This is a genomic window from uncultured Deefgea sp. (genome assembly GCF_947072475.1).
Lineage (GTDB): Bacteria > Pseudomonadota > Gammaproteobacteria > Burkholderiales > Chitinibacteraceae > Deefgea.
The window spans coordinates 1-18,698 of the sequence record NZ_CAMTIA010000053.1; the positions used below are offsets into that span (position 1 = coordinate 1).

Consider the following 18,698-nt stretch of genomic DNA (forward strand, 5'->3'; position numbering starts at 1 on the left):
CAGACTCCCCATACCAGAAAGCCCGATTCGAAAGAGTCGGGCTTTTTGCTGTTCGGCGTTTGTGCGCGGGCCTCAAATCACAGATACCGATGCGCTGTATTTGACTCTGGGCCTTGGGATATAAGCTACTGAGGAATATACCTGCTGTTATTTTTGTTACTAACCTTGTTCGGGAGTTCTATTTAGCAATGTTTTTGCTTAAGTTTAGTTGTTGATTGAGTTCTTCACGTACCAGTAACAAGGTTTCGCTTGCAGTTAAGCCAATGCCATTGGGATGTTTTTTTCTCCATGAATCTGCCGCGCTACCGTGTAGGTAGACAGCGCAACAGCTGGCTTCAATTGCGCTTAGCCCTTGTGCGAGTAAAGCTAGGACAATCCCACTTAAGACATCGCCCTGTCCGGCACTACTCAGTGCTGAGTTGCCACTCGTATTGATCCAAACTTCATCTTGATGCGCTATTAGCGTATTGCTGCCTTTAAGGATGGCGTGGCAACAAAAGTCTTTACTCAGCGTTTTGACGGCTTGTTCGCGTTGCGCTTGTACTGCTTCTGTGGAGCGCTGAAGCAGGCGCGCAGCTTCGGCTGGATGAGGGGTAATGATTGTTTCTGCAGCTCTAGTGTGCAGCAGTGATTTAAACTCAGCTTCCTGCGCAATTAAGTTTAATGCATCAGCATCAAGCACTAATGGCAAGTTGCTCACTAAGCAGCTATGCAATAGCTCGGTTGCTTGCTGGGATTGCCCTAGACCTGGGCCAATGAGTAAATGGCTTGGCTTTTGTTTTAGTAATTGATTCGCAGCGACAATCATCAATTCGGGCTGAGTTGGATCAACGAGTAATCGTTCATCTAATAAACCAATCCATATTTTTCCGACCCCTAAATGCAGTGCTGCGCGTCCAGCCAGTAATGCTGCTCCAATCATTCCGGTTGCTCCGCCGAGTATAGCTACGCTACCGTAGAGGCCCTTGTGGCTATCTATTGGCCGAATTAATTGCTGGAGCGTAGGAAGTAGGTCGGAGCTGGATTGAATAGTCATTATTCTCGCGCTAAGCGTTTGCGTTCAACATGGTTAATATAGCGCTGTACTAAGGTTTGTCCTGGACCGGATAAATTAATAAAGCGACAACCACTACGAATGGTGCGGATGCCATTTTTCATAATCAGCTCATTACTAGTGCATATTTCAATATCTGCAGTAATTAGCCCTACTTGGGGTAACTCAATACGACAATTATGCAAAATACTGCCGATTTCGAGTGAAATGTCAGTAACAAAACCGAGTAGGCCAATTCCACCAAGACTAATGTCTGACATTGAAATCTCAACATCACCGCCGTGCTGCAGAGGGATAAGGCAAGATAATGGGGTTGATAATGGAATAGATAGTCGGTAAAAATCTCTTCTTTGTAAACTCAGCATTTGCTTTGGAAATAAACAAACAATGGCGGCTTGCTCATTAATCAATGTGGCCGTACTTACGATTAAATCAAATTGATAATGAATACTATTGATGTGTGCAACACAACATATTGTTTTTGCTGAAACTAGACGCTGGTTTAACTCTGCATCGCGGCCAAGGTCAAAAATTAAATTGTTCTGATCCACTTGGAGTAGTGCGCTCAAAATAAACACATCATGTTGTTGATTTGCATATAGGCAAACCAATTCAGGCTTTTTAGCGAGGCGAGTTAATATAAGAAAAATTTCATCTGCATCATGAACTAAATAAGGGCTAGGATCTTTGAGTCGAATTGGCGTTAACGAGGAATTGTTAGCCATAAATTAATCCTATTCTTCTGATGCAAGAATGTACGTCGATTTACAATCTGCGATCAGTTGTTGAAGTTGACGGTAGTTGGCGCGCTCATGTTTTTTTGCGTATTGATGACGAGCGACACTGGGTAATATTTGTAAATGTACTTCGGTTTGATCAAACCAGAAAGCAATTGTCGGAGAGTCGGTTTGACGATATTGGGTCTTTCTCTCTTTGCTTGAATAGTCTATTTGTTGATTTAATAAAAAAATTTCAATCACTTTTGGGTCATCAGAATAAACCAAAAGATTGATATCGGAATGCGTACTAGCATTGCCCTTGAGCACTGAGCCAATTAGATAGGGCTCAAATTGCTGGAAAAAATCCATTAAAGCCAAGGATTTTTGACGTAATTTAAATAAATCTTCATCAAAATCGGGGCAAAATAAGTGCTGATAATGTGCCATTGCGGCCTCTATTTCAGCAGTGCAAGCGCCCACCTCTTTACTGGATAAGCCTAATTCAAGACAGGCTTGACGACGTGCTTGCTCTAAATTTTTGGCATGACCCGCGTGGATTAATTGTGCCGCACGTTGAGCAATGTTGTCGCAGTGGGAAGCTACTAATGTCGTTGTGATGGACATACCGTCTTTCCTCGTGGCACGAGTTCAAGGGAGTGCAATGCATCAATACATCATTATGGCAGGACAATGTTCTAACAACAGCATAATTTACACACCTATGTATATCGATAAAGCCTAATCTAGGCTTGGCTTTTAGAGATATACATAGGATTTTTTTGAGTATTGAATATTCCAAATTGCAGAGACTTAACTGAACTGATTATCAGTAATCAACCGGTGTTCACAGCGTATTTTTTGTAAAGTAGCTACTAAAATAATTGCTCTTTAATTTCATCAATCGGGGCGGCTTCAGTTTCACTGCCGCCACTTAAGCCAAGCTGTGGATTGGTCGATTGAAACTCTTGATAAAAATACTCAGTGATCGGGCCGCGCTCAGTATCGCTAGTACGGCTAGTGACGCCATCGGGCATCACCCACGGCGATTCAGGAATATCTTTGAGTGCTTTACCCATGAAATTCACCCAAATAGGCAGTGCCGCTCCCCCCCCGGTTTCGCGCGCGCCAAGTGATTTGGGTTGATCAAAGCCAATCCAAGTAATGGTGACGAGCTGAGCTTGGTAGCCCGCAAACCAAGCATCATAAGCATCGTTGGTGGTGCCTGTTTTACCCGCTAAATCATTGCGGCCTAGTACTTTTGCTTTTGTCGCCGTACCCATTTTGATCACATCGCCCATCATTGAATTCATGATAAAGGCGTTACGTGCATCCAGTGTACGTGGCGCATTTTTGCCGGCAATTTCGGGCTGTGTTTGCGCTAGCACTTTGCCGCGCGCATCTTCAATACGATCAATAAAATATGAACGAACACGATAGCCTGTATTGGCAAACACCGAGTAGCCTTCTGCCAATTGCAACGGTGTGACGCTGCCGGCTCCGAGCGCCATGGTGAGATAGGCGGGGTGTTGTTTCGGGTCAAAACCAAAGCGAGTTAGATGCTGTTGCGCATAGTCGGTGCCAATCGCTTGCAAGATGCGTACAGACACTAAGTTCGTCGATAGCGTTAACGCTTTACGCACCGAGGTCATGCCTCTAAAACGACCATCGTAATTCTTCGGCTCCCAGCGTTGCCCGCCGACTTCAATCACTAGAGGTGCATCATTGATCATGGTCGCAGGAGTGACGCCACGTTCCAGACTGGCTGAATACACAAAAGGTTTAAAACTCGAACCAGGCTGACGCCATGCTTGAGTCACATGATTAAAATTGTTGTGATTAAAATCAAAACCGCCCACTAACGCTCGAATAGCGCCGTTTTGTGGGTCCATTGCGACAATGGCACCCTCGACGTCGGGTAGTTGCTTAATCGCCCAGCCCTTTTCTGTGGCATTAACACGAATGATGGCGCCTGGCCGAATTCGGTTCGCGGGCGTGTTTTTGTCCGATAGGGCACTACGTGCAAAGCGTAAACCCTCTCCTTGAATGGTGATTCTTTCTCCACCTTGTAAGTAGGCATTGACTTCTTTGTTATTACTGCTCAATACAATGGCTGGACGTAAGTCATCTGCTTCTTTGATATTGTTGAGTGCTTCATCGAGCTGTTCATCAATTTGATTTGCTAATAGCGCAGCATCAATAAAGCCTTCTGGGCCTCTATAGCCGTGACGATTATCGTAATCGAGAATGCCGTTACGCAATGCACTATAAGCGTCGTTCTGTGCTTGGCTATTGATGGTTGTAAAAACTTGAAAGCCTTGTGTGTAGGTCGCCTCTTGATATTTTTTAAACATCATTTGCCGTACCATTTCCGCGACATATTCAGCGTGAACAGGAAATTGTTGGCTATTTCGACTAAAAACTAATTGCTCGGTCTGCGCGGCCTTATATTGGGCGGCATCAATAAAATTGAGTTCAGCCATTCTGCGTAATACATACATTTGACGTAATGTTGCGCGTTTAGGATTGACGATCGGGTTGTAAGCGGATGGTGCTTTTGGTAAACCTGCCAACATGGCAAATTCAGCAACTGTAAGGTCTTTGAGGCTTTTTCCAAAGTAAGTTTGCGCGGCTGAAGAAAAGCCGTAAGCGCGTTGACCCAGATAAATTTGATTAATGTAAAGTTCTAAAATCTGATCTTTTGATAGATTGTGCTCAATTTTGAATGCAAGCAAAGCTTCATTGAATTTACGTGTGTAAGTTTTTTCATTAGATAGATAGAAGTTTTTAGCGACCTGCATCGTGATGGTACTTGCGCCAGACTGTGAATGCCCCGAGAGTACATTGCCAACAATCGCACGCAGCACCCCGAGATAATCAATCCCGCCATGCTGATAAAAACGTTCGTCTTCTGCTGCAAGTAGCGCGTTAATCATCATTGGTGGCACTTGGTTAATCGGAACAAACGCGCGTCGTTCTTCACCAAACTCACCAATTAAAACCTTATCTTCGCTGAAAATACGCAATGGAATTTTAGGCTTATAGTCGGTCAGTGCATTGAGCGGAGGCAGCTTTGGATAGGTCACAATCACCGCTAAAGCCGCTAAACTTATGCCGATAATTGTAATTCCAAAGAAAAGTACCAGCAGGGAAATAATTATTTTTTTTGCCATGAGTATGAATCTATCATTCAGTGAGTGGTAATTTACGGGTTTTGTATTGATGTTGCAAAAAAAGAGATAAAGGGTCAGCTTACTTTACAGGAGTAAGCTGTCACTGATAGGATTTTTTACCAATTACAATAGGGAATATTGCGTTGAACCTCGATTTTCTTAAACCGAAAGCACCACCGCTTATCGGTCTAGACATTAGCTCCTCTGCCGTAAAGATGGTCGAGCTGAGTCAAGCGGGGCGCAATTTTAGCCTTGAGCGCTATGTTATTGAGCCCTTACCTAAAGATGCGGTGACCGATAATAATATCGTGAATTCCGAGGCCGTGGCACTTGCGATTCGAAATGCTTGGCGGCGGATGGGGAGCAAGGTTAAAAACGTTGCTGCAGCGTTGCCAGCCTCAGCAGTTATTACAAAAAAGATTTTAGTACAAGCGGGCATGAGTGAGCGAGAGCTAGAAAGCCAAGTTGAGACTGAAGCCAATCAATACATTCCATTTCCATTGGATGAAGTTAACCTTGATTTTCAAGTGCTTGGCATTGCCGCAAATAATCCAGATGAAGAAGATGTCTTGATTGCTGCGGCGAAAAAAGACAAAGTCGATGAACGCGTAGCGGCAATTGAAGAAGCCGGCTTAAAGGCGGTGGTGCTGGATGTTGAGTCGTATGCAACACAAGCGGCATTTGAGTTAATGCGTCCACAATTGCCCAATGGTGGAGAAAACCAAATCGTTGCGGTGGTTGATATTGGCTCAACGGCGATGCATATGAATATTTTTAAAGATGGACAGTCAATCTATAGCCGTGATCAAGCCTATGCAGGTAATCAATTAACACAAGAAATCCAAAGAAAATTCAATATGTCGGCCGAGGAGGCTGAGCAAGCCAAGCGGCAAGGTGGTCTGCCGGATAATTACGAGCCAGATGTGCTGCAGCCATTTATGGATACGATGGCGCTTGAGATTTCTCGCTCGCTGCAGTTTTTCTACACATCAAGTAATTACAACGCGGTGGATCATATTCTTTTGGCGGGCGGGTGCAGTGTGATTCATGGCCTAGATGAAGCGGTTTCAAGTCGTACTCAGGTCGCCAGTACTATGCGAGCAAACCCATTTTTTAGTATGTCAACTGGCAAGGTAAAAGGTAAGCAAATTCAGTTGGATGCGCCTTCATTGCTGATTGCCTGTGGTTTGGCCATGCGGAGGTTTGACCCAGTATGATTCGGATTAATTTATTGCCACATCGCGAACAAAAGCGAGCGGCACGGCAGCGGCAATATGTGTCAATGCTGGTTATGTCTTTCTTGTTGGCGGTGGGAGTGGTGTTGGCTGGCTATATGTTGCTTTCAGCAAAAGTGGATATTCAAAATGGACGTAATCACTTTTTGACCGAAGAAAATGCCAAGCTCGATCGAGAAATAGCCGAAATTGACAAATTAAAAACTGAGAAACAAGCTTTGCTTGATCGCAAAAAAATTGTTGAGCGTTTGCAATCGAATCGAACAGAAACGGTTCATTTGCTTGACCAATTGACACGGCAAGTGCCTGAAGGCGTGTATCTAAAAGAAGTAAAGCAAACCAATGATCAGTTGGTACTCACCGGTTATGCGCAATCGAATGCTCGTGTTTCCACATTAATGCGCAATCTGAATGACGCGCCTATTTTTGAACAGCCATTATTGATCGAAGTAAAATCAGCTTCTATTGGTAATCAGCGACTCTCTGACTTTACATTAAATATAAAATTAACCCGTGTTGATGAGCCTGCAGAAAGCACCGCCAGTTCAGTGAAGAGAGGCCAGCAATGACGTTGGATGATTTAAGAAATTTAGATCCAAAAGATGCAGGAAATTGGCCAATACAAGTTCAATTGGGCTCATTAATTGTTGTATTGGTTTTAACTATTGCAGCCGGTTACTTTTATGTTTGGAGTGCGCAAGTCGAAGAACTCGATGCAGGGCAAGCGACAGAAATTCAATTAAAGACTGAATTTATTGATAAGAAAAAGCGAGCGATTAACCTCGCTGAATACAAACAACAGTTGTTAGAAATACAGCAATCGTTTGGTGCTTTGCTTAAACAATTACCAAATCGTTCTGAAATGGAAACCTTGCTGACTGAAATCAATCAAGCCGGTGTGGGACGTGGTTTGTTGTTTGAATTATTTAAACCTGGTCTTGAAGTAAAAACTGCAGAATTTGTTGAAGCGCCGATTTCAATTAAGGTCACCGGTAGTTATCATGATTTGGCGGCATTTGTGAGTGATGTTGCACAGCTATCACGCATTGTTATTTTAAGTGATATAAAATTAACGAGTTCAAAAGATCAGTTACTGACCATGGAAGCGACAATTAAAACCTATCGCGCATTGGATGAGGCTGAATTACAAGCGATTCGTCAAGCAGAAGCTGAAGCGCGTAAAAAGAAAAAATAAAGGTCTATCGGAGAAAATATTGTGAAAAGATGGCTCCTTTATGTATTGCTGCTCACTGGATTAACCGGTTGTTTTGGCGATGAACATAGTGATTTAAAAGAATGGATGGTGGAACAATCAAAAGGTTTACGAGGGAAAGTAGAGCCTTTACCGGAGGCAAAGGTGTATGTTGCATTTCCCTACGAAGCTTTTGAAATTGCTGATCCATTTCGAACCAGTAAAATGGAATTGGCTAAAAAAACCAACGGTAGTGGTTTAGCGCCAAATATGAATCGAGTCAAAGAGGTCTTAGAAAACTACGATCTTGAAAAACTACGCATGGTTGGCACTTTGCAACAAGGTGCTGCAGTACAAGCGCTAATTCGTGCGCCGGATGGTAATTTGTATCGAGTGAAGCAAGGTAGTTATATGGGGCAAAACTTTGGCATGGTTGCGAAAGTCTCTGAAACTGAAATTACCTTAAAAGAAATTGTTGAAGACAGTGGTGGCGATTGGGTTGAACGCTCGACTGTCTTGGGCTTGGATGATGCGGAGCAGAAAAAATGAAAATGAATAAGAGCCTAGCGCGTTTAAGCTATTTTGCTTTATGTTTGTTAACGCCATTAGCATTTGCAATCGACGCGGCCAATATCACCAATGTTGAAGTCAGTAATGTGAGTGCCGATAAGCAAATTATTAAAGTGACCTTTAATAGTGCGCCACCAACACCAACGAGCTTCTCTGTGAATACGCCGCCCCGGATTGCATTTGATTTTGCCAATACCGCGAACCAAACGGGAAAAAACGTTTATCCAGTGAATGGTGCCGCATTGCGCTCAGTGAATGTAGCCGAAGGAACAGGCCGTACTCGCTTAGTGTTTAATTTGCAAAAACAAGCCAGTTACGAAACCAGCGTTGAAGGTAATTCCTATTTGATTACAGTTGATGCGGCCGCGGCTGCAAATACCACAGTCAATAGCGCACCTGTTCGGAGTAATACGCAGTTTTCAGATGCGAAATCCACCAGCAAAGCAGAAGGGATTCAAGCGATTGATTTTCGACGTGGTTCAGCCGGTGAAGGTAAAGTTATTATTGATTTATCCAGCCCTAATGTTGGTATTGATATTCGCCAACAAGGTAAAAATCTAGTCGTTGATTTCTCAAAAGCCGGCTTACCAAAAAATCTAGAGCGCCAACTCGATGTCACTGATTTTGGCACACCCATTCAAAAAATTGAAACCCATGCGCAGGGCGATTCAGTCAAAATGCTGATTGAGCCTAAAGGCAATTGGGAGTACTCGGCCTATCAAACCGAGAATCGATTTGTGGTTGAAGTGCGTGATGCTAGTGCCAATAAAGATAAAATCGCCAGTAAAGCCAATTACAAAGGTGAGAAATTATCTTTGAATTTCCAAAATGTTGAAGTGCGTACGGTTTTGCAAGTAATCGCTGAATTTACCGGCTTAAATATTATTACCAGTGATTCGGTGGGTGGTGCATTAACACTACGATTAAAAGATGTGCCTTGGGATCAAGCGCTGGATATTATTTTGCAAGCTAAAGGGCTTGATCAGCGTAAAACTGGCAATGTGATGTGGATTGCGCCACGCGATGAATTGGCGGCAAAAGAGAAATCTGAATTAGAAAATCGTAAACAAATTTCTGAATTAGAGCCCACTCGTACTGAATATTTCCAGTTGAAATATCACAAAGCCGATGCGCTGAAAGTGATATTAAGCGATGAAAAACAAAAGATTCTTTCGCCTCGTGGCTCAGCGGTGATTGATCCACGTACCAATCAAGTGGTGGTGCAGGATATTCCTTCTAAGCTGGAACAAATTCGCGAATTGCTGACCAAAATTGACATCCCAGTGCGCCAAGTGATGATTGAAGCGCGGATTGTTGAGGCAGAAGACGGCTTTCAGCGTGAGCTTGGGGTGAAATTGCATGGCTTGTACGCCAAAGGCGATACGGCTTTTGGTGGTAACTTAACCAGTAAAGATTACACTAGCCCAGGTGGCTCTACTTTCCCTGGGCCTGCCGTTGGTGGCAATGTGCCTTCGGTAAGTTTGCCTGCGGCAGGGATTGGTGGTTTTAATCCGGGATCAATTGCCATGCTGATTGCTGGCTCAGATGGTATTTTGGGCTTGGAGTTGAGTGCCTTAGAGCAAGATGGTAAGTTGAAAATCGTTTCGAGCCCACGTTTGGTTACTGCCGATCAAGTTGAAGCAGTGATTGAAGATGGTCAAGAAATTCCATATTCAACTTCATCACAAAATGGCGCAACCACGGTTGAATTTAAGAAAGCCACTCTGTCATTAAAAGTCACGCCACAAATTACGCCAGATGGCAGCGTATTTATGGATGTGCATGTGAATAAAGACAGCCGAGGCACCGACACTTTAAATGGCCCGGCGATTAATACCAAGCAAATTAAAACCAAGGTCTTGGTTGAAAGCGGCGGCACAGTGGTGATTGGTGGTATTTATATCGAAAATTCCAACAATAGGATTACGCAAGTGCCACTCTTGGGTGATATTCCAGTATTGGGTAATTTGTTTAAAAATCGATCAACCAAGAAAGAGCGTCGTGAGTTGTTAATTTTCTTGACGCCTCGCGTATTGGAATCAGATCTAACGCTGCGATAATCTCGCAACGTTGCGAGGGCATGACTCGCTAAGGATCTTAGATTCAAGTAAAATGCCTGGCATGAGAATGCCAGGCAATTTTTATTTAGTCGGCCTAATGGGGGCTGGCAAAACGACCGTGGGGCGTGCCCTTGCGCGTGCAACCCAGAAAACTTTCTATGATTCGGATCATGAAATCGAAGCGCGAACTGGCGCTCGTATTCCTATGATTTTTGAAATCGAAGGAGAGGGTGGGTTTCGTGAGCGAGAAGCAGAGACCATCGCCGAACTTTCCAAGCTACAAGACATTGTATTGGGAACGGGCGGCGGCGCGATCTTAAACCCAATTAACCGGAATCATTTACGGCGTAATGGCTATGTGATTTATTTGCGCGCTAGCCCAGAAGAGCTGTATTCACGCACTTGCCACGATAAAAATCGGCCTTTATTACAAACGGCAGATCCCTTAGGCAAACTCAAAGAACTCTACGAACAACGCGATCCGCTGTACCGCGAAGTCGCTGATCTGGTGATTGATACCAGCCAACAAACTGTAAATTCCCTTTTGCAATTATTGCTAAAAGAACTGGAGCGTCAGGCATGATCCGCACTGTACACGTTGATATTGACCACGCCCCGTACTCGATTTTGATCGGCGAAGGTTTACTTCAGTCGGTCGAGCCACTGCTGGCATTGCTAGCGCAAAAGCGCGTCGCCATTGTTACCAATGAGACCATTGCACCATTGTACTTGGCGGGTTTAGTCGAGCAATTGCAGGCCGCAGGGGTTGAATGCCAGTCGATCATCCTGCCCGATGGTGAAAAATATAAAACGTGGGACAGTTTGAATCTAATTTTTGATGCGCTATTAACGGCACGTGCCGAGCGCAAAACAACCTTGATCGCTTTAGGCGGTGGGGTGATTGGTGATATGACGGGCTTTGCCGCTGCGGTCTATCAGCGCGGCGTGCCGTTTATTCAAATTCCTACGACGCTGCTCGCTCAGGTTGATTCTTCGGTCGGCGGTAAAACCGCGATTAATCATCCATTGGGTAAAAATATGCTGGGCGCGTTTTACCAGCCCAAGCTAGTACTCGCTGATTTAAGTACCCTAGCGACTTTACCGCAGCGCGAGTTTTCCGCTGGTATGGCCGAAGTGATTAAATATGGCTTGATTGACGATCTCGAGTTCCTCGTTTGGCTCGAAGAAAATATCGATGCTTTAATGGCGCGTGATGTGGATTTAATCGCCTATGCCGTAGAACGCTGCTGCCAAAATAAAGCACGAATTGTGGCTGCCGATGAAAAAGAAACCGGTCAGCGCGCTTTACTCAACTTGGGTCATACCTTTGGCCACGCCATTGAGGCTGGATTAGGTTATGGCGTTTGGTTGCACGGCGAAGCAGTGGCGGCGGGGATGGTGCTTGCAGTACATGCTTCGCGCGCATTAGGGCATTTACAAGCCGCAGATGTGGATCGCGTGATCAATCTATTGCAGCGAGCTGGCTTGCCAGTGATTTCGCCTGCTTTAGGGGGCGAGCGTTATAAGGCTTTAATGGCGCAAGATAAAAAAGTCGACGCCGGTCGAATCAAATTTATCTTGCTGCGCCAATTGGGTGAAGCTTATATCGGTGAGTTGCCTGAAATCGCGATTGATACCGCGCTGTTGGCGGGTTGTGAATCTAGCAAGTAATCGGCGAGCGATAGATCTAAAGCCGAGCGGGCTAACTCTAGACGAGATTCTAGCCCGCTATCGACTTCACTATTGAGTGGGCTGACCACCAATTCAAATACCGCCAGCAAGCTAATCCGCTGGCTACTGCAAGCCAAAATCCATTCGCCATCCCGAGTCGATTCAACCCATAGTTTAGCGGTCATTTGCTCTAATAATTGCTGTGTGGCATCGATGCCGAGCTCAACTTTACGGCGTAGTTGATCGATGTGCAGCACTTCGCCATTTTGATGGGCGCGGGCTAAGGCGGCTAAAATCTGTACCGCTTGCTCAAAACGCGTACCGTGATGATTATCCCAGCGCCAGCCATTTGCGTGCCAATACGACAAACTCGCTGACAATACCGCCCCCGCCAAAATCAATACCCAGCATAAATACAACCACATCAAAAAGATCGGAAAACTCGCAAAAGTGCCGTAAACCAAGTTGTAAGTGGTGAATTGCTTGATATACAAGCCAAATAGCATCTTCATCAATTCGAGGCACGCGCTGCTAAACAGTGCCGCAATTAAGGCGTGCGAGCGCGGAACAAAGCAATTGGGGAGTGTGAGATACAGTAATCCCAAAGTAATAAACATCAGCAGCCATGAAGAGATTTGCAACATGGGGATGTTGAGTCCACCTAGGCCCGAATTTTGCGATATCCAGCTGGTGAGTGACAAACTTAAACCAATTAAAATCGGCGCTAAGGTCAGCGCGGCCCAATAAGTTAGCGTGCGCGACAGCAGTTTTCTTGGGCGTTTAATACGCCAAATTGAATTAAACGTTTTCTCAATGGTAAACATCATTAATAAGGCCGTTGCCAGTAAGCCAATCATGCCCATGGTGGTGAGACTATCGGCATTGGCGGCAAATTGGCGCATATATACCCCAATGACTTTGCCAGAGGCTTCGGGCACTAAGTTATTGAGGATAAAACCGCGAAATTTCCCCACATTGATGCTGAACATCGGAAAAGCTGAAATCAGCGTAATCGCAATGGTAAACAGCGGTACCACCGCCAGTAAGGTGGTAAATGTCAGACTACCGGCGGTTTCTAGGCAACGATCATTGAGTAGGCGTTGACCGACGAAACGAGAAAAACCGCTAATTCGGGCCAGTTGTGGGAAAGTGTTAGCAAAATTCATAGCAGGCAACGATAAGAAGCGAATCCCATTATAATAGCGCATCCTGAAAGCTGCCCCTGTAAAGATCATGACTGAAATCCTTGTTTTGTATTACTCAACCCACGGTGCTACGCGTCAGATGGCGCAGCTAATTGCACGGGGTATTGAAGCGACTGCCGGTTGCTCTGCGCGCTTACGCACTGTGCCGCGAATCTCGACGGTGTGTGAAGCCACCGAGGCGGATATTCCAAATACGGGAGCGCCATATGTCACGCTCAACGATTTACTTGAATGTGATGGCCTCGCTTTGGGTAGCCCAACCCGCTTTGGCAATATGGCGGCACCGATGAAATATTTTTGGGATTCGACCATTGCCGATTGGCTCAAAGGCACTTTGATCGGCAAACCGGCTTCGGTCTTTACCAGTTCAGGCACATTACACGGTGGCAATGAATCCACATTACTGACGATGATGCTGCCGCTATTGCATCACGGCATGCTGATTGTCGGAACGCCGTATTCAGAAACCGCATTGATGTCGACTACGACCGGTGGCACACCGTATGGGCCGAGCCACTGGGCTGGCACTGAATCAAATCAAGCGATTTCGGACTCTGAGCGCGTGCTGTGTTTGGCGCAGGGGCGTCGATTGGCCGAGATCGCGCTGAAATTAAAAGGAATAAGTGAATGAAATTAAGTCCTGCCAATTTACCGGCATTGCAAGCCATTACTGTGATTGCCTTGGTGGCGATGATTTTGCTAACCACCGCATGGGAATTATGGCTTGCGCCGCTTAAGCCCGGTGGTTCTTGGGTGGTGTTAAAAGCGCTGATTTTGTTTTTGCCATTACGCGGTTTATTGCATGGCCGCCGTTATACCTACCAGTGGTACACCATGTTTGTGTTGGTGTTTTTTATGGAAGGCGTGATGCGCGCATGGAGTGACCAAGGTTTGTCACAAGGGTTGGCAGCGATTCAAGTGGTGCTGACGGTGGTGAGTTTTGTGAGTGCTACTTTATATGCCAAGTATTCGCGACCGAGTTTATTGGCGCAAAGTTAATTGCTGGTTGATGTATGGGTATATGGCTGCGCGGTATTTATTATAGTGGATAGATGAATATACCCATTGTTTCGTGGTCATTGAGTTTGGTTTTAGCTTTCAGGGTCTGTCGTCCGATAGACAGAACAAAGCCCCGCTGGGTCACAGTGGGGCTTTGTATTGATGCGTTCGGTTTCTTCAGTTGTGGTTTAGGTTCACCAGACTGAAAGCTTGAGCGCGCGCAATTTGTGGTTGCTGCCTCCAGCCATCGACGGGGGTGGTATCGATTGCTGCCGTGATTCGCAAATGCTGGCCATTGAGCCGTACCTAACCGCGTGCTGCTCAACGACAAAAAAGCAGTGGATGTCGCACTAGGCGCATTCACTTAAACCGGTTGTGGATGCACTCGATTAATATTGTTGTGGATTTTATTCAGTGCCGAAATATATGCTTTGGCGCTGGCAACAATAATGTCGGTATCTGCACCTTGGCCGTTGACGATTTTGGCGTCCTTCATCAAGCGCACGGTCACTTCGCCTTGGCTGTCTGTTCCTGAGGTGATCGCATTGACCGAATACAGCTGCATTTCTGCACCGCTATTAAACAGTGATTCAATAGCTTTAAAGGTCGCATCTACTGTGCCATCACCGTGTGCCGTCGCACGGCGCTCGATGCCCGCTTCGCTAACGACGATATCGGCGCTCGGTGTTTCACCGGTTTCGGAAACGACTTTTAGCGAAATAAGTTTGATGTGCTCTTGCTCGATCGAGATCAACTCATCGGACACCAAGGCGTGTAAATCTTCATCAAAGATTTCGCGTTTTTTATCGGCCAAAGTTTTAAAGCGCGCAAAAGCGGCATTCAAAGCTTCTTCTGATTGCAGCTCGATGCCCAATTCCATCAACTTGGTTTTAAACGCATTGCGGCCAGATAATTTGCCCAAGCTCAAACGATTCGTGCTCCAGCCGACCGATTCCGCACTCATGATTTCGTAGGTTTCGCGGCATTTCAAAATGCCATCTTGGTGAATGCCCGATTCGTGGGCAAAGGCGTTGGCACCGACAATGGCTTTATTCGGTTGCACTGGATAGCCGGTAATCGTTGACACCAATTTACTGGTTGGCACGATTTGGGTGGCGTCAACATTGCATTCAACGTTGAAAATATCGTGGCGAGTTCGCGTCGCCATAACGATTTCTTCGAGTGAGGCATTACCAGCGCGTTCGCCCAAACCGTTAATGGTGCATTCAACCTGACGTGCGCCGCCCAAAACTGCCGCCAAAGAGTTGGCCACCGCCATGCCCAAATCGTTGTGGCAATGCGCCGACCAGATCACGGTGTCGCCGCCTTTGGTTTTGGCAATCAACTCGCGGAAAAAGGCCTCAGTGCGTTGCGGTACGGCGTAGCCGACGGTATCAGGTACGTTCAATGTCGTTGCGCCAGCTTCGATGACTGCGCCAAAAATACGCGCCAAAAAGTCGATATCGCTACGCAAGGCGTCTTCAGCCGAAAACTCAACATCGTCGGTGTATTCACGCGCCATTTTGACGGCTTTCACCGCGGCCTCAACCACCTGATCCGGCGTCATGCGCAATTTGTGTTCCATATGAATCGGGCTGGTGGCGATAAAGGTATGAATACGGCCGCGTTTGGCGTCTTTAATCGCTTCACCCGCAGCGCGCACATCACGCTCATTGGCGCGCGCCAAAGAACAGACGATGCTGTTTTCGATAATGCCAGCGATGGTTTTAATCGCATCCGCGTCGCCGGGGCTGGCGGCGGCAAAGCCGGCTTCAATGACGTCAACGCCGAGTTTTTCCAATTGGCGGGCGATACGGATTTTTTCTTCTTTGGTCATCGACGCGCCAGGAGACTGCTCACCATCACGCAATGTCGTATCAAAAATCACCAAGCGGTCATTACTGCGTTGAGTCATGCTGTGCTCCTGAGTCTCTGCGGCGGTGGTTTGATCACGGCCCATATAATTTTGGATATTGAATTGCCGGCCTTGCTGACTTGCCAATTGCGCCAGTTTATTCACTTGGGCGAGCGGCAAACTGCCGCGTTCGCGCCATTTATAAATCGCAGCTCGGGATACCGGTTCATCTGGAAAAGCAGCATTAAGCTGATCGGCCAGTGTACTGGGTCCACCAAAATCAGCGATTAGACGATCGATGTCTAATGACACAGTGTTCTCCTTGGCAGCGATGACTTGAGATTAGCCATTTTTAGACTTAGTGTCAAACTTGAGAAATAAAAAAGAGCGGCCTGTTGTATTGGCCGCTCTTTTTTCTATATTTTATTTGTAAATTAGACTATTTGTCTAATTTTACCACTTGTTTTGGACGTTTCATCACAAGCCACAGCCAATACACATAGCCTGATGCGGCGTAGCAGATAAAGAAACTAAACAACACCAAGGCTGGACGGGATGCGCCGATGAGCAAAATCAAGGTGGCAATCAATAAACTCACAAAAGGCACGGTTTTGCGCATATGCAGCTCTTTAAAGCTCCAGTACGGCACATTGGACACCATGGTTAAGCCGGCAAACAGCGTAAAGCACAGCGCCGCGTAAGGTAGTAGCTCAACCAAGGGCGATAAATCGTCATGGTATTCAATATTAATCCACACTAAACCGGCAACTAAGGCCGCTGCAGCTGGGCTGGGCAAGCCTTGAAAAAAACGTTTATCAACCACTTCGATATTGGTATTAAACCGCGCCAAACGCAGTGCCGCGCCAGCGCAATAAATAAAGGCCACCGCCCATCCAAGTTTGCCAAATCCCGACAAGCCCCATTCATACATAATTAAAGCCGGGGCAACGCCAAACGACACCATGTCGGACAAGCTATCAAATTGCGCACCAAATTCAGATTGCGTATGCGTCATTCTGGCAACACGGCCATCCAGGCCATCTAAAATCATCGCGGCAAAAATCGCCAACGCCGCCGATTCAAACTGGCCATTCATGGCTTGCACGATGGCATAAAAGCCAGAAAACAGAGCGGCGAGGGTAAATAAATTGGGCAGCAAGTAAATACTTTGACGGCGCAAAGTTTGTGCGCGGCTTGATGGGGGTTGCAGTTGCATGAAAGCCTCGATTGCATAGCATTTGAGGCAACATTGTAACTGACGTCTCGTGCCATCGGTAGCATGTAGGTAGATACGTTATAATCCGCGCTCTTATTTGTCCTAGGTGACTTTCGTGTCTGAGCGTCTATTTGTACTTTTGCAGTATGTCATCCCCAAGTTGGCGTTGACTCGATTGATGGGCTATTTGGCCGGTTTACGTGCTGGCCGCCTGACTCACGCCGTGATTACTCGCTTTGTCGCCAAATACCAAGTCAATATGGCCGAAGCGGCCAATCCAAATCCTGCCGCTTATGCCACATTCAATGAATTTTTTACCCGCGCCTTAAAAGACGGCGTGCGGCCACTGGCCAATGCGCAACTGCTGTGTACCGTTGACGGGGCAATTAGTCAGTTTGGCCCAATTGAGCATGGGCAAATTTATCAAGCCAAAGGCAAGCAATTTACCACCACGGCTTTATTGGCTGGCAATGCGGCGTTGGCCAAGCAATTTGATAACGGCCTGTTTGCCACGATTTATCTCAGCCCCAAAGACTATCACCGCATTCATATGCCATGCCGTGGTCGTTTGCTAGAAATGACTTACGTGCCGGGTGAGTTGTTTTCGGTGAATCCAGCCACAGCGCGCGGCGTCGATGGCTTGTTTGCGCGTAATGAGCGGGTGGTGTGCGTGTTTGAGGCCGACAACGGCCAGCCTTTTGTGCAAGTGCTGGTGGGTGCAACGATTGTTGGCAGTATGGCGACCACATGGCACGGCGTGGTCAATCCGCCGCGCAGCAAATCGGTGTGGACCCAAGATTATCGCGACCAGCAAATCGTGCTAGAGCAGGGCGCAGAAATGGGGCGCTTTTTACTTGGCTCAACCGTGGTATTGCTGTTTCCTGAAAGCGATTTGGAGTTTAATGCCGATTGGAAAGCCGGGCGCGGTGTGCGCTTGGGCGAGGTGATGGCGGATTGATGGTGTGGGTATAGGCTGCTAGCCATTATTAAATATGTTTTGTTGACCTATACTGGCTAACTTTGTTTTTATGACTTTCGTTCAGAAATCTAATGATTTCGTTGGGTCGGCTTTAGCCGACGACTAGGGCAATGCCGCCGCTTAAAAGCGGCCCTACAAAAACCTGCTGAAACAGAGTCATAATCAGGATTGTATTAAACGCTTTGGAGCTGTAAATGAATGCGATAAGGGTATTAGGCCAGATTACGATTCCTGAATCGCTTAAGCAAAATCTCGCCGAAATTCGGCAAACGCGCAGTTCGGCGTTTGCCGCCAAAGGCGTGATTGAGGTGCATTATTCTCCGCAAGGCAATCCTAACTTGCCGACGGGGGATGCGTGGCAACTGGATGCGGAAAAAACAGCATTGGGCATCGCCTTATTAAATCGTTTGGGCCTCGCGCCCGAGTATATGCACGACGCCAATTTGATGGGCTACGCCCAGCTTGATCCACATACCGATATTGGTTTTCTGGTGCAAGGCGAACCGGTTGCGTTTTTGCATGTGGTACTGCAAGGCGAAGGCGTGCTGCGAATGACTGGCGCGAGCAATCCTCTCGAGCAAGCCACTGCGGTGAGCGAAGGCATGGTCTTTATCCTTAACCCAGAAATCGAACACGCTTTTGGCGATTGCCCGGATATTTTGTTTTCGCTATCGATGGTGGTACCGCGCTCGAAAATGGCGGGGTTGACGTTGGTTTAATGCGGATGATGTGCCTGCGTAGGGCGACAATGAGTGAAACGAATTGCGCCGAAC

18 protein-coding genes are annotated in these 18,698 nt (G+C 46.5%); 11 read left to right on the plus strand and 7 right to left on the minus strand.

Features of this window, described 5'->3' with window-relative positions; genetic code table 11:
- Positions 1-178: 178 nt before the first annotated feature.
- From Q0V82_RS13750 to Q0V82_RS13765, 4 genes are all read right to left on the minus strand, one after another.
- On the minus strand, positions 179-1,036 hold the full coding sequence (locus Q0V82_RS13750; protein WP_297576732.1) for an NAD(P)H-hydrate dehydratase: 858 nt from the start codon (positions 1,034-1,036) through the stop codon (positions 179-181).
- Positions 1,036-1,779 (minus strand): flagellar brake protein, encoded by a 744-nt coding sequence (locus Q0V82_RS13755; RefSeq protein ID WP_297576733.1) that lies wholly within the window; start codon positions 1,777-1,779, stop codon positions 1,036-1,038. The genes Q0V82_RS13750 and Q0V82_RS13755 overlap by 1 nt, the downstream gene beginning before the upstream one ends.
- A gap of 9 nt (positions 1,780-1,788) precedes the next feature.
- The gene (locus Q0V82_RS13760; RefSeq protein ID WP_297576734.1) at positions 1,789-2,397 is read right to left on the minus strand and encodes a nucleotidyltransferase domain-containing protein; all 609 of its coding nucleotides are present in this window, start codon (positions 2,395-2,397) and stop codon (positions 1,789-1,791) included.
- Between the two features lie 248 nt (positions 2,398-2,645).
- Complete coding sequence (locus Q0V82_RS13765; RefSeq protein WP_297576735.1) at positions 2,646-4,943, minus strand: penicillin-binding protein 1A; 2,298 nt, start codon at positions 4,941-4,943, stop codon at positions 2,646-2,648.
- A gap of 143 nt (positions 4,944-5,086) precedes the next feature.
- On the opposite strand from Q0V82_RS13765, the gene Q0V82_RS13770 reads away from it, so the two are divergent.
- From Q0V82_RS13770 to aroB, 7 genes are all read left to right on the plus strand, one after another.
- A complete protein-coding gene (locus Q0V82_RS13770) occupies positions 5,087-6,160 on the plus strand; it encodes a pilus assembly protein PilM (protein ID WP_297576736.1) in 1,074 nt (357 codons plus the stop codon).
- Positions 6,157-6,747, plus strand: coding sequence for a PilN domain-containing protein (locus Q0V82_RS13775; RefSeq protein ID WP_297576737.1), 591 nt, complete (start codon positions 6,157-6,159; stop codon positions 6,745-6,747). Before Q0V82_RS13770 ends, Q0V82_RS13775 begins: the two co-directional genes overlap by 4 nt.
- Positions 6,744-7,373, plus strand: a complete 630-nt coding sequence (locus Q0V82_RS13780; protein WP_297576738.1) for a type 4a pilus biogenesis protein PilO — start codon at positions 6,744-6,746, stop codon at positions 7,371-7,373. Before Q0V82_RS13775 ends, Q0V82_RS13780 begins: the two co-directional genes overlap by 4 nt.
- A gap of 21 nt (positions 7,374-7,394) precedes the next feature.
- Positions 7,395-7,919: a pilus assembly protein PilP gene (locus Q0V82_RS13785; protein WP_297576739.1), complete on the plus strand. Its 525-nt coding sequence runs from the start codon at positions 7,395-7,397 to the stop codon at positions 7,917-7,919.
- Positions 7,916-10,000 (plus strand): type IV pilus secretin PilQ, encoded by a 2,085-nt coding sequence (pilQ, locus tag Q0V82_RS13790; RefSeq protein WP_297576740.1) that lies wholly within the window; start codon positions 7,916-7,918, stop codon positions 9,998-10,000. Before Q0V82_RS13785 ends, pilQ begins: the two co-directional genes overlap by 4 nt.
- 67 nt (positions 10,001-10,067) lie before the next feature.
- On the plus strand, positions 10,068-10,583 hold the full coding sequence (locus Q0V82_RS13795; protein WP_297576741.1) for a shikimate kinase: 516 nt from the start codon (positions 10,068-10,070) through the stop codon (positions 10,581-10,583).
- Positions 10,583-11,671, plus strand: coding sequence for a 3-dehydroquinate synthase (gene aroB, locus Q0V82_RS13800; protein WP_297576749.1), 1,089 nt, complete (start codon positions 10,583-10,585; stop codon positions 11,669-11,671). Before Q0V82_RS13795 ends, aroB begins: the two co-directional genes overlap by 1 nt.
- Here aroB and Q0V82_RS13805 read toward each other — a convergent pair.
- Positions 11,602-12,837 (minus strand): YihY family inner membrane protein, encoded by a 1,236-nt coding sequence (locus Q0V82_RS13805; RefSeq protein WP_297576742.1) that lies wholly within the window; start codon positions 12,835-12,837, stop codon positions 11,602-11,604. The two genes, aroB and Q0V82_RS13805, sit on opposite strands and share 70 nt — an antisense overlap.
- A 67-nt stretch (positions 12,838-12,904) precedes the next feature.
- Here Q0V82_RS13805 and wrbA point away from each other — a divergent pair, with 67 nt between their 5' ends.
- Both wrbA and Q0V82_RS13815 read left to right on the plus strand, forming a co-directional pair.
- On the plus strand, positions 12,905-13,507 hold the full coding sequence (gene wrbA, locus Q0V82_RS13810) for an NAD(P)H:quinone oxidoreductase (RefSeq protein ID WP_297576743.1): 603 nt from the start codon (positions 12,905-12,907) through the stop codon (positions 13,505-13,507).
- Positions 13,504-13,875 carry a DUF2069 domain-containing protein gene (locus Q0V82_RS13815; RefSeq protein ID WP_297576744.1) on the plus strand — a complete coding sequence of 124 codons (372 nt, stop codon included), beginning with the start codon at positions 13,504-13,506 and terminating at the stop codon, positions 13,873-13,875. Before wrbA ends, Q0V82_RS13815 begins: the two co-directional genes overlap by 4 nt.
- 364 nt (positions 13,876-14,239) lie before the next feature.
- On the opposite strand, the gene Q0V82_RS13820 is transcribed toward Q0V82_RS13815, so the two are convergent.
- Both Q0V82_RS13820 and pssA read right to left on the minus strand, forming a co-directional pair.
- Positions 14,240-16,042: a 2-isopropylmalate synthase gene (locus Q0V82_RS13820; RefSeq protein ID WP_297576745.1), complete on the minus strand. Its 1,803-nt coding sequence runs from the start codon at positions 16,040-16,042 to the stop codon at positions 14,240-14,242.
- A gap of 127 nt (positions 16,043-16,169) precedes the next feature.
- Positions 16,170-16,946 carry a CDP-diacylglycerol--serine O-phosphatidyltransferase gene (pssA, locus tag Q0V82_RS13825; RefSeq protein ID WP_297576746.1) on the minus strand — a complete coding sequence of 259 codons (777 nt, stop codon included), beginning with the start codon at positions 16,944-16,946 and terminating at the stop codon, positions 16,170-16,172.
- 115 nt (positions 16,947-17,061) lie between these two features.
- On the opposite strand from pssA, the gene asd reads away from it, so the two are divergent.
- Together asd and Q0V82_RS13835 are read left to right on the plus strand one after the other, a co-directional pair.
- Complete coding sequence (gene asd, locus Q0V82_RS13830; protein ID WP_297576747.1) at positions 17,062-17,904, plus strand: archaetidylserine decarboxylase; 843 nt, start codon at positions 17,062-17,064, stop codon at positions 17,902-17,904.
- A gap of 215 nt (positions 17,905-18,119) precedes the next feature.
- The gene (locus Q0V82_RS13835) at positions 18,120-18,644 is read left to right on the plus strand and encodes a hypothetical protein (RefSeq protein WP_297576748.1); all 525 of its coding nucleotides are present in this window, start codon (positions 18,120-18,122) and stop codon (positions 18,642-18,644) included.
- Positions 18,645-18,698: the final 54 nt, after the last annotated feature.

Bases quoted from the DNA above. Each gene is read 5' to 3' on its own strand.
- Q0V82_RS13750 (WP_297576732.1), bottom strand. From the start codon at position 1,036: ATGACTATTCAATCCAGCTCCGACCTACTTCCTACGCTCCAGCAATTA.
- Q0V82_RS13755 (WP_297576733.1), bottom strand. From the start codon at position 1,779: ATGGCTAACAATTCCTCGTTAACGCCAATTCGACTCAAAGATCCTAGC.
- Q0V82_RS13760 (WP_297576734.1), bottom strand. From the start codon at position 2,397: ATGTCCATCACAACGACATTAGTAGCTTCCCACTGCGACAACATTGCT.
- Q0V82_RS13765 (WP_297576735.1), bottom strand. From the start codon at position 4,943: ATGGCAAAAAAAATAATTATTTCCCTGCTGGTACTTTTCTTTGGAATT.
- Q0V82_RS13775 (WP_297576737.1), top strand. From the start codon at position 6,157: ATGATTCGGATTAATTTATTGCCACATCGCGAACAAAAGCGAGCGGCA.
- Q0V82_RS13780 (WP_297576738.1), top strand. From the start codon at position 6,744: ATGACGTTGGATGATTTAAGAAATTTAGATCCAAAAGATGCAGGAAAT.
- pilQ (WP_297576740.1), top strand. From the start codon at position 7,916: ATGAAAATGAATAAGAGCCTAGCGCGTTTAAGCTATTTTGCTTTATGT.
- Q0V82_RS13795 (WP_297576741.1), top strand. From the start codon at position 10,068: ATGCCAGGCAATTTTTATTTAGTCGGCCTAATGGGGGCTGGCAAAACG.
- Q0V82_RS13805 (WP_297576742.1), bottom strand. From the start codon at position 12,837: ATGAATTTTGCTAACACTTTCCCACAACTGGCCCGAATTAGCGGTTTT.
- wrbA (WP_297576743.1), top strand. From the start codon at position 12,905: ATGACTGAAATCCTTGTTTTGTATTACTCAACCCACGGTGCTACGCGT.
- Q0V82_RS13815 (WP_297576744.1), top strand. From the start codon at position 13,504: ATGAAATTAAGTCCTGCCAATTTACCGGCATTGCAAGCCATTACTGTG.
- pssA (WP_297576746.1), bottom strand. From the start codon at position 16,946: ATGCAACTGCAACCCCCATCAAGCCGCGCACAAACTTTGCGCCGTCAA.
- Q0V82_RS13835 (WP_297576748.1), top strand. From the start codon at position 18,120: ATGAATGCGATAAGGGTATTAGGCCAGATTACGATTCCTGAATCGCTT.